Raw genomic sequence first — 15,169 nt, 5'->3', positions numbered from 1 at the left:
CAAACAAACAAACAAACAAACAAACAAACAAACAAACACTAACACCCATACTAACCATAATCATGGTAACTCAACAATGGGGTCAAACTCAAATTCAAACGACAAATTAAAGAGTAGTGGCTCAACAACTAATACAAATAAAAATGACTCTCCCGGTTCTACAACAAATAAAACTACGGAAAATCAATCTACTAAACCAACAATCACAGAAAATAAAAAACCATCTGAAACAATGCCTAAAACTAGTAGCCCAAACCCTAGTGAAAAAATGAATCCAGACGGAAAACAAATGACTGATGGATCAACAGAACCAAAAGCACAAAGTGAAAATCCAAAAGGAACAACTCAAAAACCTGATGGAAAATCAGCTACAGAGGGAAAACAAATAGCAGATGCACCAACAACACCTAAAGTAGAAAAAGGAAAAGACCAAGCAAATTCTAGTGCTGATACTAGTAAGCTAGAAATCTCTGATGCTGAAATAACAATTTATTCTCCTGCTAAGATTTCTAAACGATCTGATGGTAAATATATGTTACATGTTTACACAAAGAAGGCTAATGGTAAATATGCACAAGTAATATTAAAAGCTAAAGATGGAACTAAAATCACTTCAGCAATAGGAAAAATATCATCAGACTTTATAACTGTCTACTTTGACAATGTTGAAGACAAAGAATACAATGTAGATACAGTTAAAATTTTTGAAAAAGAAGATGGCAAAAATCCTAAAGCTGCCAAATTAACTAACAATACAGAAAAGACTCTTATAACACTTCAAAAAGAAGATAAACTATTCTAATTAAATAACAACCACCCATTTTTTAAAATCACAAACTCTTAATCCAAACTAATGCATAAACAAAGTAAGTTATTAAAGCTTGCTTTGTTTTTATTATCTAGATATAAAACAATTAATTAACTATTCATAATCCTTATAATAAAATTAAATATTATTAAGATCTATTATTTCTTAATTACTTTAGAAAGAGTTATTATGTCAAGTGTTACAGCAGTTGTAAGAAAAACAAAACAACCTAAGAATGGTTATTTACCAATTAAATCATTTGAAGTTTATTCAATGTACAAACCAATTAACAGAAATAATGAAAATGTCCACCCATCATTAGTTGGACTAGCTGTAGATTATTTATTTAGATTAAATAACAAAGAAGTATCACAAAGTCTTTTTTTTGTAGCACTAGAAGGGGCAAACATATTAGATAACCATAATGTTTTTAATGGAATAGAAAATAATAATCAATTTGAATATGTTAAAAGTTTAATTGATTCTCTTAATAATGATTTAAGTGATTTAGATATTATCAAAGTTATTGAAATAGCATCATATGATCCAGCTTATCGAGCTGGTGTTCAAAATTACACTCCATTTCAATCAATGATAGAAAAAAGTGGATTTGTTAACAAAATCACTTTAAATAACATAAGATTTATGGTTACTAAAATGATCCAGTATTTTCAAGACGAAAACAAAATAATAGAAACCGGATCAACTTTTACTGGTGGTTATGGGGATAATATTCAAACAGGTGATTGTGACTTTTTAAGTAAAGATACTTTATGAGATTTAAAAGTAAGTAAATATGAACCTAAAAAAGAAGATTCATTACAATTGTTAATTTATTATGTTTTAGGCTATGAAAGATGTCGTAAAATTTCATTTGAACACATTAAATATTTAGGTATTTATAACCAATCAATTGGTAAAGTATACAAATTAGAAATAGCTAAAATTGATAAAGATCTTATTGGATATGTTGATGATCAACTTATCCAATAAAAGATTTGATAGTTTGATATCTTTTTTACTAACAAATAAAAAGTACCCACTTACTTGATTAAGTAAAAAGGTACTTTTGATATTTAATATTATGAATTGATAAGCTTAAAGATTTAATCATCTTTAAGGATTTTATTGAATAAATTAAGCTGGTGTTCAGGGATTTCTGATTTAAGACCAATTAATTCTAAAATACGATATGCAACTTTGATTGCTGAGTGTGATGAGTTTGTTGTAACTAAATTACGATCAACAATGATTTCTTCTTTTTGGTTTTTTAAATTATTATCAATTTGACAGAATTTATCATTACATGTCACTTTATAACCATCAATTAACCCGTTTTCATTTAAAAAACAGCAACTATTATTAAGAGCAATTAAAAATTTATTTGGTTCATTTCGTGCAAAGAAACTATTTAAAAAGTAGTTAATTTTAGGGACTCTTGGTGTACCCATAATAAAACTATATTTATTAATTGTTTCTTGTCTTAATGAAGGTGAAGAAATTAAAATTAAAAAATTGAATTTTGATAAATTACACTTTTCAATTAATTCATCACACACAATTTTATTTAAAGTTTGCATTTGCATTGTTAATTGTTTACCAAGAGAAACTAAAGTAACAAAAGCTCCTGCTTCTTTAAGAATTAAATTTAAAACTGCAATTTCAAAATCATTAGCATGTTGTGGGACTAAAATCCCTATCCGTTTATTGACAATCATCGTACAAATTCTTTCTTATTCTATATATATATATATATATAAGAACAAACTAAATACCAACTAAGCCGTTAACGAACCGACGTAAAGATCGATCATGTGATAGGGTTGGATAATTACGAGTTTTGTTCTTAATTTCAAAAGGGTGAATCAACTTATAGCTAAGCACGTATTGATTATTCTTCTTATCAAAAAATAATACCATAAAATCTAATTTTGTGTTAACTGGAAACCGTTGGCTCATATTCTGAAATGGGGTTACTTCACTTAAGTCTCACAAGGGACAAATCCCTTGTTCGTTATTTTGTAAAGTTACGATAACATGTTTACTAGTATAAGATGTTATTGTACCTTCTCAAACACAGATCCTACTATTTACTTGTTCATTATACTTTTTATTATTGTTATTCATAATTTGTTATTATTTTATTATTTTTAATAATAATATTAATTATAACCCACAATAGGTATATTTATCTATTCTATACAACAATATATGCAATTTATTGGTTAATTTTTAACATAAAAATAAACCTATCCTTTTTATATTATTGTTATTGGTATAATTTAATTAATTTTTCAATTTTAGAGAAGTAAGGATCAATAGAAATGAAATTAAATGTAACAATTGAAATTCCAAAACATTCAAATATTAAATATGAATATGATCGAAAGACAAAACAAATTGTAGTTGACAGAATCCTTTATGGATCAATGGTGTATCCACAAAACTATGGGTTCATTGCAGATGCTCTTGATTTTGATGGAGATGAATTAGATATTTTAGTTATAGCTGATCAAGCAATTGCACCTGGTATTAGTGTTCCTGTTAGAATTGTTGGAGCAATGGAAATGATTGATGGCGGGGAAACTGATACTAAGTTATTAGGAGTAATTGATTGTGACCCAAGATATAGTCAAATCAACAAGTTTGCTGATATTCCAACTCACTTATTATTTGAAATCAAAGATTTCTTTGAAAACTACAAAAACTTACAAAACAAAAAAGTAGAAATTCTAGGATTTAAGAATGATGTATGAGCTGTTGAAGAATTAGCTTTCTGTCAACAATTAATGAAAGAATACGGTTCATTGGATAAAGCTGAATTTGTTAAATTAATGAAAACTAAATATCCTGAAAAATATACAAAGTAAAATATGATTACAAAAATTAAAAACTCTTCTTTAGGACAAAAAATAACAGCATTTAACAATAAATTAGATCAACACATCTTATTTAAAAAAGCTATTAATAAAATTAAAAAGTTAGCTGTTCGAAATTACTTCTTAAGTATTTGTTCACTTAAAGTTATTTTTTGAAAACTAATCAATTTAACTTGAATTGCCATCTTAGTAATGGTATCTGGTTTTTTAGTACGTCAGTTTGCTATTGATTTAGTAGTAAGTACTAATCAAAAAGACCATGGTAGTATTTTTAGTTTTACGATTAATAATGGTGTAGCCCTTGGTTCATTAGGAAATGCTGATGTAGGATTAGTTTATTTTTTACAAACCCTACCAATTGTCATTGGTAGTTTAGCTTTCTTATTTGTTAAAGATTCTTATTTCTATATTCCTTTATTATTCTTATTATTTGGGGGAATGGGAAATATTATTGACCGATCAATTCCTGAGTATGAATTAGTTGGTATTAAAGGCTTTAGTGATGATCCAAACCAACGGGGTGGAAATGTTATTTTCCATGGTGTAGTTGACTATTGACGATTTGCTAATAGTGTTATTAACATCTTTGATGTTTATATAGTAACTGGGATCTGTGTACTAATCTTCTTCTTAATCCTTAATATTGTTATTAAGTGAAATGAAGAAAAGAAAAAAGAAAATAAAGAAAAAGATGAAGATACACCAGAATGAATTAGTAAAGCAGCTTCATCTACAGATACTGAGATTGTAAGTGTTGATAATAAACCATTTGGTTGAGATGATAAAAATAAAGAGAAACAACCTAAACCATCAAATGAAGATGATGAAGAATAGTGATGCAAACTTTTAAGTATTTAGAATCAAATAATGAACGAATCGATAAAGTCTTAAGTAGTTATTTAAATATATCAAGAACTCATGCTGCTAAACTAATTGAACAAAATGTAGTTTATTTAAATGATCAACTAATAACTAAACCTAAACATTTAGTTGTATTAAATGATCAAATTAAAGTTCTTGAAACAGAAATCAAAGAAATTAATACTAACACCTTAGCTTATGAATATGATCTAAAAATCATCTATGAAGATAATGATTTATTAGTAGTTTATAAACCATCAGGAATGTTAGTTCATCCATCTGTTTATAATGAACAAGATACTTTAGTTAATGCTTTGAAATTCTATTTTAAAGATCAATATTTTTATATTGCTCATCGCTTAGATAAGTTTACTTCTGGAATGTTAATTGTAGCTAAGAATCCAGAAGCATTAGAAAAGATCCAATCTCAGTTTATGAACTGTTCTGTTGATAAAGCTTATTATGCTTTAGTTGAGAACAGATTTGATGATGCTCATTTACACTTTATGATTGACGAACCAATTGGTCATAGTTATCAAGATAAATTAAGAATGAGAACTAGTAATAGTAAAAATCCAAAAGAAGCTAAAACAATTGTTAAAGTATTAGAACAGTATATAAATACAGCTTTAGTTTCTGTTCAAATTATTACAGGAAGAACGCATCAGATTCGTGTTCATATGCGACACATCAATCATCCAGTAATTAATGATCCATTATATGGTTCAAGAAAACATGTAACTGATTATGAACAATTCTTACATGCTTATTATTTAAAATTTATTCATCCTACTACTAATCAAATTCTAGAATTTAAAGATGAACTTCCTAATGAATTCTTAGAAATGATTAATAAACTAAAACATGAACGATATTAAAAACCAACTTTATTTAGATGTAACAACAAAACATTGCGTTATAGCTCTTTATAAAAACCAACAACTAGTTGATTATTCAATTACTAAAACTAATAACAACTTAACCGATTTAGTAGTTGAATTAATCAATGAACTATTAAATAAACACCAACTAAACCAAAAAGACTTAGATCAACTATATTTAAACACAGGTCCTGGTAGTTTTACAGGAGTTAGAGTTGGAATAATCATAGCAAGAACTCTAAAAGCAGTTTACTTTAATACAGAAATCTTCACCAATGATGCTTTAAGCATTTACGCTTTAGATCACTCTAATGTTTTATTACACTTAGATGCTAAAGGATCTAAAAGCTATTTATTAGTCTTAGATAATAAAACAAAATCTGATTATCAAATCATTAACAATGATCAATTAGAACAGATCATTGTTAATAACCAAAACAAAGTTATTATTGATGCTAATAATATTGATTTTAATCAATTAGTTAATAGTTTAGTATTTGATAACTTTACTAATACTAAACTTGAAGATTTAAAAGCTAATTATGTTAAGTTATATCTTAGTTAATAATAGTTCTTTAAATGAGCAATGAATTAAACAAATTGCTCATTTAGAACAATCAATTTTTAATCAATATGAAGCTTATAGTGAATCTAATCTAAGATCAATGTATCTAGATCAAGAACAATATGGATTTATTATTGTTTTAGTAGATCAAGATGTAGCTGCTTACTTAATCTATTTAAAAACATTAGATCATAATGAGATTATGAAAATAGCTGTAAAAGAACAATATCGTCGTAACAGCTTAGGAACAGTTTTATTAGATCAACTCAAACAAGAAAATAAAACCATTTTATTAGAAGTAGCTGCTAATAATACAATTGCTATTAACTTCTATTTAAAAAATGGTTTTATTAAAGATAGTGTTCGCAAACATTATTATGCTAATGATGTTGATGCACTCTTACTATCTTATAAAAACTAACAAAGAAAAGAATATAAAAACCCACTAATTGAGCTAGTGGGTTTTGTTGTCTAGTTTTAGTTAACTTTTTTCTTAATTGTTGAGAATACAAATGTTGGTTTATTTGTATCTTCTAATTCTACTTTTTCATATTTACTTAAACGAGCAGCAAGTTCATTAACTTGTTTTTTAAGTGAACTAATTTGGTTGTCTCGTTCAATTAAAGCATTAACACATCAATCTTGATCAAAGAAGTCTTCTGATGATTCTAAGGATTCTAGTTCTAAACAATGTTCACATAAAAAACCATTTAGATTTTCTATTCCACAACTTATACAAAAACTATTATCTTCTTCTTGATCTTTAGTTTTAATGAATTCATCACATGATTCATTAAGGCAAACACCTTTATCTTTTTTATTCATAATTTGCCTCCATATTTATTAATAAATTGTAATACAAAACCTTATCATTAAATTAATTTAAAAATAATTATTAATATTGTTTTAATAATGAATAATAAGAAGTAATATTAGTATTTTAAAATAACTATATTATCTAATCTATTAATAAATTTATTAATATAGTAGATTAACTATCATTAATTATTAATTGGTAAAATATAAGAATTATATATGTTGGTTTTTTAGGGTGGGGTTATGAATAAGAAAGTTGTTTTAAGAGAGAGAGAGAGAGAGACCGGAGTTAAGGTTTAAGGGGTTTGATGGAGAGTGGATAAAAACATCAATTAAAGAAGCATCATGCTATAGACGTGGATCTTTTCCACAACCTTATGGAAACAAGGATTGATATGATGGAGAAGGTTCTATGCCATTCATTCAAGTCGTTGATGTTTCTAGTTCAATGAATTTAGTCGATGATTCTAATCAAAAAATTAGTTCAATAGCACAACCGATGAGTGTCTTTACAAAAGCAGGTTCTATTTTAGTTACTTTGCAAGGTACAATTGGACGAGCCGCAATAACACAATATGATGCTTATGTTGATAGAACTATATTGATATTTGAAAAGTATAAAATCAACATAGATCCTAGATTTTGAGCCTATATAATTAAATTAAAGTTTCAAACAGAAGCAACGAAAGCACCTGGTGGAATAATTAAAACCATCACAATTGATGCTTTATCTAAATTTCAAGTATTAATCCCTAACCTTCCTGAACAACAAAAAATCGCCAATTTCTTCAGTCAACTAGACAATTTAATCTCACTTTAATCTAAAAAAGTCCAAAAGCTAAAAGATATTAAAAACGGATGTTTAAATAAGATGTTTGTTTAAATTTCTTATATAATCCTAACAATCAATAAATATGTTCATTACTTTAAGAATTCTTTTATTTATTAGAATCTATTATTATGAAGAGAAAACATTTAATTTTAAGTTTATTAATCCCAATAACATTTACAACTATAACTACTGTTGCAATTAGTTGTAAACAAGAAGAATCTAAACCAACAGAATCAAATAAACCTACTAATCAAGTAGTTAGTTTATCTTTTAATACCAACCCAGTATTAAACCCAATTAATAATAACCAATATGAATTAGTTGTTAATGTTACTAATGCTAATAATAAAACATTAGTAGCTAAACTAACTAAAAAGGATGATAAACAAACCTTTAGTACTGTTAATAAAGTTATAGTTAAAGATAATGTAGCTAAATTGGTGTTTTCTAATTTAGCTATCAACTCTTCATATTATTTAAGTAATGTATCTATTTTAGAAAACAATAATGAATCAAAACCTATTAATTTAGATTCATCAATAATTAATCATCCATTAATAATTAATTGAGACTTAGACCTTATAAAATTAGATCAACAGATTCCAGCTAATGCAACTGTAGCTAAATGGTTTTATGATTCATATAACCAATTAAGTGAACAAGAAAAAAGGTTTAATTGAGTAGTAGCTCAAATTAATGCTAATGCATCAACTCAACCTGAATCAGAACTAACTAAAATCAAAGAACAACATAAGATGTTTGCATTAATTACAAATACCATATCAACTAAGTTTTTAGAAACTTATTCTTCACATAAGCAAGAACAATTATCTAATGCTTTAAATCAAATTAGTTCTATTCTTACTAAGAATATAAATAATACTAATAATACTAGGTCAATAAATGACCTTAAAACTATTAATACTTTATTTCTTAAAGGTTTAATAGCTGCTGAATTAGAGCTTTCTAAAAGCAGTAAAAGTTAATTATTTAGATAGACAAAAGCACCTGGAATGGGTGCTTTTGTTGTGGGTTTAGGGTTGTTTTGATTAGGTGTAATTATTTTGTAGGAGTTGCTGCTGTTTTAGTAGTTTCGTCAATGTAACGATCTTTTGCATCAAAGTTTTGGTATTTATCCATTAATGTTGCTTTTTTATCAGCTGGTGTTTGTTCTAATCATCTAATTAGTAAATATTTGATAGCGTTTTCAAAGTCTTGGTCATATCGTTTGTCAACGTTCTTAAGTGTTTTGCTGAATGTATAACCATCTCCATCAGTTCACATAAAGTTATTAACTGCGATGATAACTTTTTCATCATTATTTAGCTCTTTAAATGAACCATCAGCTTGTTTCTTTTCGATCTTAGTAATACCTTTATCTGTCTTAGTAATTCTTAACTTACCACCAAATGGAGCTTTCCCTTTAGTTTCATTAGAGAATTCTTTCTTTAAATCAGCTACACTAATTTCACCCATAATGAAGAAGTTATCAAATGGTGCAACAGTTAAAATATCTTTCTTAGTAATTGGTCCAGCAGGAATATCTGCTCTTAATCCACCAGCATTTCAAAGAACTGCATCAACTGGTTTTTCTATACCAGTAGTTGGATGTTTGTATTTTAAATTATCAGCAGATAAATCCGCTACAAATGAACCAACAGCTCCTTGACCAAAGTATTCACGTTTTAATTCTGTTGGGTTGTTTTGAACTAACACATCTTGATCTAGTTTATCTTCAATTGCTTTAGCTTGATCTAATACTTTCTTCATAGCTAATAAGTTTTGATCATAGTGTTTGTTTTTAGCTGGGTCTAATAAATCAGCTTCAGGAACAAAATGAGTTCCATCGATTTCTCCAGCTGTTGATAGTCTTGGATTAACTATCATTTCTGATCATAATAATTTGTTTTCGTGGTTTAAATTAAATCTTAATTCTGAAATTGTATTTGCTTTAGAGTGTCCTTGAGCAACAATAATTTGGTGTCCATTTTTGTTTCGGATTTTATCATTAACTAATTTGTGAGAGTGAGCAGCAAGAATAGCTGTAACATTATTGCTTGTCATGTTCTTAATGATTTCAACAGCTTCTCCTTCAGTTCCCTTAAGAGCTACTTTTCCATCACGTCAAACTTCTGTTTTATCTCCTCTTTTACGAGTTAATTCATATTCATTAGCAAACGAGTGAGATAGAACAACTACAGTATCTACTTTTTGTTCTTTAATTAATTTTTCAGCATAGTGGTCAACAATTTTAGCTAGATTTTCTGGTTTACCACCAAAATCTAAATCTTTAATGTTTGCAAATAAAGTAGTTCTTACAGTATCTTCAGTTGCTAAACCAACAATACCAACTTTAAATCCATTAAAATCAATAACAGATGTTGGATCAACTCAATCTACCAATTCATTAGTTCCTTTTTTAAAGATGTTAGCAGCTAAGAATTTCTTCTTTGGTTGGTTTGGTCATAATGTTTGAGCAAATGTTTGGAAACCTTGATCGTTTGGTCCTTCAACTAAACTCATATATTGTTTAGCTAAAGCCATATTACTTGCAGTTCTTGGATGTTTAGGATCTAAGTATTCAAGTCCTCAGTCAAACTCATGGTTACCAACTACTGATTCAACTGGGTTAAGTAAAGCAAGAGCTTTACCAGCCATTAATCCATGAGTTAAATCAGAAGCTAGTCCACCTTGGTAGTTATCTCCACCTAAAACAACAGAAACATTATCTTTACCATAACGTTGACGAATAATGTTGATATCGTTTAAAACACGAATCATTCCATAACCATCTTTTTTGATTTTGTTGTCTACAACATTTTCTAAGATAGCACCATGTAAATCATTAACATTAACAAGTGCTACTGTTCTTGCTACTTGTTTAGGGTCTAAAGTAGTTGAACCATTGCTGTATAATTGTCTATTTTTAGTTTGATTATTACATGCAACAGCAACTGCACCAATAGTTGAAAAAGCAGCTAAAACACCAAGTCCAGCCATTAAAATTCTATGTTTCTTTTTAATTTTTTTCATACTTAAAATTTAAAACCTGTCTATACAAATATTTATTGGTATATAGTCTAGCATATATAAAAAGTATTTTAAAAATTAAATTATTGTATTATTTAATATAAGAGATATAAAAATCTTTATTTTCAAACAGGAGTTTATAATGGCAACAGTAGCTAAAAAAAGTACTACAAAAACGCAATCAACTGAAAAAGCCGCTCCAAAACCAACTTATTATTTATCACCTTATGGCGACAAAGGGTGGAAAATTATGAAGCGTGGAGGAGTTAGAGTAACTAAAGTTTTCAAAACTAAAAAAGAAGCTTTAGAATATTCAAAAACACTTTGTAAAAACCAAGAAGCTGTGATTTTTATCCAACGAAAAGATGGTAGTTTCCAAGATGTTAAAAACTACCGTGATGAATAAAGTAATTCAAGGGCATTAGAAAAGCACCCAATTTGATCACGGGTGCTTTTTATTGTCTTTTTAATTAAGCGTTATGCTTAGCTAATTCTTTAAACATATATTCTAATTCTCACACAACACCATTTTCATCATTAGTGTGCTTTGTGATGTGTCGAGCCATTAATTTAGCTGTTCGAGTTCCATTTTTCATAGCAAACCCATAACCAGCATTATATAACATTGTTAAATCATTTTCTCCATCTCCAAAAGACATACAACGATCTAATGGAATCCCATAGTAAGAAGATAAATAACGCATTGCCATTGATTTATCAGCAAATGCTGAATTGATTTCAATGATTTCAACATTATCAGATGGTTTAACTGATCAACTACGTACAGCTAAAGTTGGTGCAATTCTTTTAATGTGATAAACCATTGGATCAAACAATGATTTTGAATTTACATTTAACAATAGTGCATTAACATCAGATTCTAATTTCTTTAAATCATTACACATTGTAACAACACATTCATCATTATCAGGAATCTGAACATGGAAAATATTCATAAATGTGTTTCAAATTGCTGGATCTAAATTATTGTTTAATAATCTAGCTGAATTATTAGCTTCAACTACAGCATTAGTAATATTTTTAGAAATAAATGGATCTTTTAATATTGCTTTGGCAATATCTTTACTAAAGGTCATATTAATTGGTTGAAAAGAAGAATCGCTTGGATTAGATATGTATGCCCCATTATAATTAGCCATTACAGTATCTAAATTTAATTGGTTATAAATATCAATAGCACCACGAATTGGTCGACCAGTTACAATACAGAAAATATGTCCTTGATCAATGATTCGTTTTACTCCTTCAATTGTTTTAGGGTCTAATTGTCCACTACTATTTAATAGTGTTCCATCTAAATCACATGCTATTAAAAACCGATTTGCTTTACTTCTTTTCATTCAACTACTCACCTATTTAAATAAATTTCATATTCTTTAAAGCTAAATCAATTGTTTGCTCAGCAACTTGATTAGCTTTCTTAGAACTATTGTCTATTATTATATCTAAATCATCTGATTTAAGTCAATCATTTATTTTGGATTGGATCTTAGATATATATTCACTTACTAGATTAGCTAAATCAGTTTTAAAGACTCCATAATTCATTCCATCATACTTTTGTTCAATAGCTTCATAGCTCATGTTAGTTAAACAAGCATAAATAGTCATTAAGTTACTGATTCCTGGTTGGTTTTCTTGATCATAATGAACCTTATTTAAACTATCAGTTACAGCTCCTTTAATTTTTTTAATAATAGTAGCTGGTTCATCACTTAAAAAAATTGTTCCCTTAGGGTTTGGATTAGATTTAGACATTTTAATTGATGGGTCTAACAGGTCCATGATCTTTGCTCCAATAGGTGGAATATAAACTTCTGGAACAGTAAATGTTTCTCCATACCTTTTGTTAAATCGTTCAGCTAATACTCTTGTTAATTCTAAGTGTTGTTTTTGATCTTGACCAACAGGGACAATGTTTGAATTAAAGATTAAAATATCTGCAGCCATTAAGGTTGGATAAGTAAGAAGTCCTGTTGGTATCAACTGAGTATTATTAGCCATCTTGACAGCTTTAGTAGCTTTATCTTTAAACTGAGTCATTCGTTCTAATTCACCAAGTGCTGTTTGACACAATAAGATATGACTTAATAAAGGAATTGATTTAATAGAAGACTGATAAAACAAGCAAGCTTTATTAGGGTCAAGTCCTGCTGCTAAATAAGTAGCAACAATTGCTCTTTTATTAGCTACAAAATCTTTATTATCAAATGTATTAGGTGTTAATGAGTGTAAATCAGCTACCAACAAAAAGACTTCATACTCTTCTTGCAATTTAACAAAATTAACAATAGCTCCTAAATAATTTCCTAATGTAAGATTATTAGTAGGTTGAATCCCTGATACTAATCGTTTCATACTACAACTCCTTATAAGATATGGTTTTTATTTTGATTTAAGACATTAATAGATTAATTATTAAATACTAAATAGGTGTTTATAATAAACAAGATTTAGTAAATATACTTTATAATTATAAAATAATATCTTGGGTTTATTTTCAAAGGTAATAAAGGAAACAACAGCGTAAAGTTATGATCCATGTTTTTTATACGCCCAACTGTAATGCTTGTAAAAAAGTAATTAAGTTTTTCCGTGACAACCAAATTCCTATTCAAAAAATTCAAATTGGTGTTGATTTCATTGAACACAAGATGTTAGTAGAAATTTTATCAATTTGTGAAAATGGATTTGAAAACATCCTATCTTTTAAAACTGATAGTTCGAAACGAATGAATTTAAATCGTGAGAACTACTTAAATTTAACTTCAAAAGAAGTAATGGGAATGATTGAAAACGACCTTAACTTTTTAAAACGACCTTTGATATATCAAACAGATAAAGCTGGTAATCCATACCGGATCCAGACAGGATATGATCCAGAAGAGATAACCATCTTCTTAAGGGGTAAAGAACATTGAAAATAACCAAAACCCTTACTTATTATGTTTATGTTAATAAAAAGGTAACAGATCAACATCTTTCTTATTTAGATCAAGAACTAAATAAGATTGATCATATTAAGTTTAATAAAGTACTAGAAGCTAAATTAGCTGATTATATATTTGTATTAGGGGGAGATGGGACTTTTATTAAAAGTCTTAATGCTCACTTTTTTAATGATCAAAAAGTAGTTGGGATCAACTTTGGTACTTTAGGCTTTTATAGTTCTTATTCATCAATTAATCAATTAGATTTAGTTTCTATTTTAAATGATAACAACTTTAGTAGTCCTTATGTTCTTAAAATAACAATTAATAATGATCAAGTGTTTTATGCATTAAATGAGTGTAGTATTGTTGCTAATGAAACAATAGCATTTGATCTTAGTGTGGATCAGTTTTGTTTACAGACCTTTAAAGGGTCTGGAATATTAGTAAGTACAAGTAGTGGATCAACTGGAAAGAACTTAGCTTTTAGTGGACCAATCTTTAATAGTTTAAAAAACATTTATAGTTTAGTTGAAATAGGTCCTGTTAATCATTATTATTACAACTCAATCAAAGCTCCCCTTCTTTTAGATAATAATAAAAGATTAAAAATTGATAAAATTATAAATGCTAAAAAATTATTAATAGCGATTGATAATCGCTCTATTAATGATCTTCTTTTCATAGAATCAATTGATATCGAATTAATAAAAGCTAATTTATTAATTCATCAGTTTGATGATTTTAAAAAGAACATAGCTAAAATTAAGAGTGCATTTACTAAGAATGGGAGCTAGAAATGAAGAATTGAAAAATAATTTTATTATATATTGTTACATTCTCAATTGCTTATTGAGTAATGCGAAAAAAAGCTAAACAACAAGCTCAAATCAAAAATGATAATTTAATTGTTTCTAAGAAATTACCATTTAGTGTTGATAATTTTTATGCTGCTGTTGGTTCAATCTTTAATATTAAAGAAACAACATCAACACTTAACACTCTTAAAATAACGCTTAATGATCCATCACTTTTTAACCAAGACCAAGTAATTGGTTTAGGGGCAAAAGGTGTAATGAAAAACAATAGCACTTTTTCAATCGTCTTTGGAGATTTTGCTACTACTCTTAAAGATGTGATTAATCAAGATTTAGCTAATCAAAATAATTAATTTTAAGAAGCATTAGAAAGACATAGTTTATGCTGATACAACCCAATAACAAAAAGAACGAAAAAATATATGAGATTAAAGCGATTGAAGCTGATCTAGTAATTTTAGAGAATGATATTGGTGATCGTAAAGAGATTCAAACTTATGAATTTGATACACAAGGTATCATTCCTGAGCTTGGGATGTTAATTAACTTATTAGATTACAATAAAACATGTTCAGTCTTTGAAATTTACGAAGAATAGAGCAAAAAAGATAAAGAATTCATCACAAAAAGTGGTGAATTTTCTTTTTATACTATAATAAGCCATTTTTTCTTGTACATACAGATTTAATTTATTGTAAAATATAATAACCAAATCGTATTTGGGGTAA

At 27.6% G+C, this 15,169-nt stretch carries 20 protein-coding genes; 14 read left to right on the top strand and 6 right to left on the bottom strand.

Going from position 1 to position 15,169, the window contains the following annotated elements:
- Together JM47_RS01575 and JM47_RS01570 are read left to right on the top strand one after the other, a co-directional pair.
- Positions 1–802, top strand: an 802-nt coding sequence (locus tag JM47_RS01575; protein ID WP_222702336.1) for a hypothetical protein, incomplete at its 5' end; no start/stop codon positions are given.
- A 195-nt stretch (positions 803–997) separates the two neighbouring features.
- Positions 998–1,801, top strand: a complete 804-nt coding sequence (locus JM47_RS01570) for a hypothetical protein (RefSeq protein ID WP_208895220.1) — start codon at positions 998–1,000, stop codon at positions 1,799–1,801.
- Positions 1,802–1,914: 113 nt separating this feature from the next.
- Here JM47_RS01570 and JM47_RS01565 read toward each other — a convergent pair whose 3' ends face one another.
- Complete coding sequence (locus tag JM47_RS01565) at positions 1,915–2,526, bottom strand: type 1 glutamine amidotransferase family protein (protein ID WP_051749496.1); 612 nt, start codon at positions 2,524–2,526, stop codon at positions 1,915–1,917.
- A gap of 49 nt (positions 2,527–2,575) precedes the next feature.
- A complete protein-coding gene (locus JM47_RS01560) occupies positions 2,576–2,767 on the bottom strand; it encodes a hypothetical protein (RefSeq protein WP_208895219.1) in 192 nt (63 codons plus the stop codon).
- Between the two features lie 365 nt (positions 2,768–3,132).
- Here JM47_RS01560 and JM47_RS01555 point away from each other — a divergent pair, with 365 nt between their 5' ends.
- Genes JM47_RS01555 through JM47_RS01535 form a run of 5 tightly spaced genes read left to right on the top strand, consistent with a single transcriptional unit; the run spans position 3,133 to position 6,415 of the window.
- Positions 3,133–3,678: an inorganic diphosphatase gene (locus JM47_RS01555; RefSeq protein WP_208895218.1), complete on the top strand. Its 546-nt coding sequence runs from the start codon at positions 3,133–3,135 to the stop codon at positions 3,676–3,678.
- Positions 3,679–3,681: 3 nt separating this feature from the next.
- Positions 3,682–4,521: a lipoprotein signal peptidase gene (locus JM47_RS01550; protein ID WP_208895217.1), complete on the top strand. Its 840-nt coding sequence runs from the start codon at positions 3,682–3,684 to the stop codon at positions 4,519–4,521.
- A 2-nt stretch (positions 4,522–4,523) separates the two neighbouring features.
- A complete protein-coding gene (locus JM47_RS01545; protein WP_208895216.1) occupies positions 4,524–5,426 on the top strand; it encodes an RluA family pseudouridine synthase in 903 nt (300 codons plus the stop codon).
- On the top strand, positions 5,413–5,994 hold the full coding sequence (tsaB, locus tag JM47_RS01540; RefSeq protein ID WP_208895215.1) for a tRNA (adenosine(37)-N6)-threonylcarbamoyltransferase complex dimerization subunit type 1 TsaB: 582 nt from the start codon (positions 5,413–5,415) through the stop codon (positions 5,992–5,994). Before JM47_RS01545 ends, tsaB begins: the two co-directional genes overlap by 14 nt.
- Entirely contained in the window at positions 5,972–6,415 is a 444-nt protein-coding gene (locus JM47_RS01535; protein WP_208895214.1) for a GNAT family N-acetyltransferase, read from the top strand. The genes tsaB and JM47_RS01535 overlap by 23 nt, the downstream gene beginning before the upstream one ends.
- A 56-nt stretch (positions 6,416–6,471) precedes the next feature.
- Here JM47_RS01535 and JM47_RS01530 read toward each other — a convergent pair whose 3' ends face one another.
- Positions 6,472–6,819: a hypothetical protein gene (locus tag JM47_RS01530; protein ID WP_208895213.1), complete on the bottom strand. Its 348-nt coding sequence runs from the start codon at positions 6,817–6,819 to the stop codon at positions 6,472–6,474.
- A 403-nt stretch (positions 6,820–7,222) separates the two neighbouring features.
- Between JM47_RS01530 and JM47_RS01525 the strand changes: the two genes are divergently transcribed.
- Positions 7,223–7,630: a restriction endonuclease subunit S gene (locus tag JM47_RS01525; RefSeq protein ID WP_208895212.1), complete on the top strand. Its 408-nt coding sequence runs from the start codon at positions 7,223–7,225 to the stop codon at positions 7,628–7,630.
- Positions 7,631–7,770: 140 nt separating this feature from the next.
- Positions 7,771–8,628: a hypothetical protein gene (locus tag JM47_RS01520; protein WP_208895211.1), complete on the top strand. Its 858-nt coding sequence runs from the start codon at positions 7,771–7,773 to the stop codon at positions 8,626–8,628.
- 73 nt (positions 8,629–8,701) lie between these two features.
- Here JM47_RS01520 and JM47_RS01515 read toward each other — a convergent pair whose 3' ends face one another.
- Positions 8,702–10,675: a bifunctional metallophosphatase/5'-nucleotidase gene (locus JM47_RS01515; RefSeq protein ID WP_208895210.1), complete on the bottom strand. Its 1,974-nt coding sequence runs from the start codon at positions 10,673–10,675 to the stop codon at positions 8,702–8,704.
- Between the two features lie 139 nt (positions 10,676–10,814).
- On the opposite strand from JM47_RS01515, the gene JM47_RS01510 reads away from it, so the two are divergent.
- A complete protein-coding gene (locus tag JM47_RS01510) occupies positions 10,815–11,078 on the top strand; it encodes a DUF2188 domain-containing protein (RefSeq protein WP_081847828.1) in 264 nt (87 codons plus the stop codon).
- Positions 11,079–11,142: 64 nt separating this feature from the next.
- Here the strand turns inward: JM47_RS01510 and JM47_RS01505 are convergent, their stop codons facing one another.
- Positions 11,143–12,033 (bottom strand): Cof-type HAD-IIB family hydrolase, encoded by an 891-nt coding sequence (locus tag JM47_RS01505; RefSeq protein ID WP_038103139.1) that lies wholly within the window; start codon positions 12,031–12,033, stop codon positions 11,143–11,145.
- Between the two features lie 16 nt (positions 12,034–12,049).
- Positions 12,050–13,051, bottom strand: a complete 1,002-nt coding sequence (trpS, locus tag JM47_RS01500) for a tryptophan--tRNA ligase (RefSeq protein WP_208895209.1) — start codon at positions 13,049–13,051, stop codon at positions 12,050–12,052.
- A 176-nt stretch (positions 13,052–13,227) separates the two neighbouring features.
- On the opposite strand from trpS, the gene JM47_RS01495 reads away from it, so the two are divergent.
- From JM47_RS01495 to JM47_RS01480, 4 genes are read left to right on the top strand one after another with little or no spacing between them, the layout of a single operon-like run.
- The gene (locus JM47_RS01495) at positions 13,228–13,620 is read left to right on the top strand and encodes a Spx/MgsR family RNA polymerase-binding regulatory protein (protein WP_038103134.1); all 393 of its coding nucleotides are present in this window, start codon (positions 13,228–13,230) and stop codon (positions 13,618–13,620) included.
- Positions 13,611–14,420 carry an NAD(+)/NADH kinase gene (locus JM47_RS01490; protein WP_208895208.1) on the top strand — a complete coding sequence of 270 codons (810 nt, stop codon included), beginning with the start codon at positions 13,611–13,613 and terminating at the stop codon, positions 14,418–14,420. The genes JM47_RS01495 and JM47_RS01490 overlap by 10 nt, the downstream gene beginning before the upstream one ends.
- 2 nt (positions 14,421–14,422) lie before the next feature.
- A complete protein-coding gene (locus tag JM47_RS01485) occupies positions 14,423–14,794 on the top strand; it encodes a hypothetical protein (RefSeq protein ID WP_038101914.1) in 372 nt (123 codons plus the stop codon).
- Positions 14,795–14,823: 29 nt separating this feature from the next.
- A complete protein-coding gene (locus tag JM47_RS01480; protein WP_038101911.1) occupies positions 14,824–15,039 on the top strand; it encodes a hypothetical protein in 216 nt (71 codons plus the stop codon).
- Positions 15,040–15,169 lie beyond the last annotated feature (130 nt).

The organism is Ureaplasma diversum, from assembly GCF_000941095.1.
GTDB classification, from domain to species: domain Bacteria; phylum Bacillota_I; class Bacilli_A; order Mycoplasmatales; family Mycoplasmoidaceae; genus Ureaplasma; species Ureaplasma diversum.
This window is presented reverse-complemented; position numbering and strand designations above follow the sequence as displayed.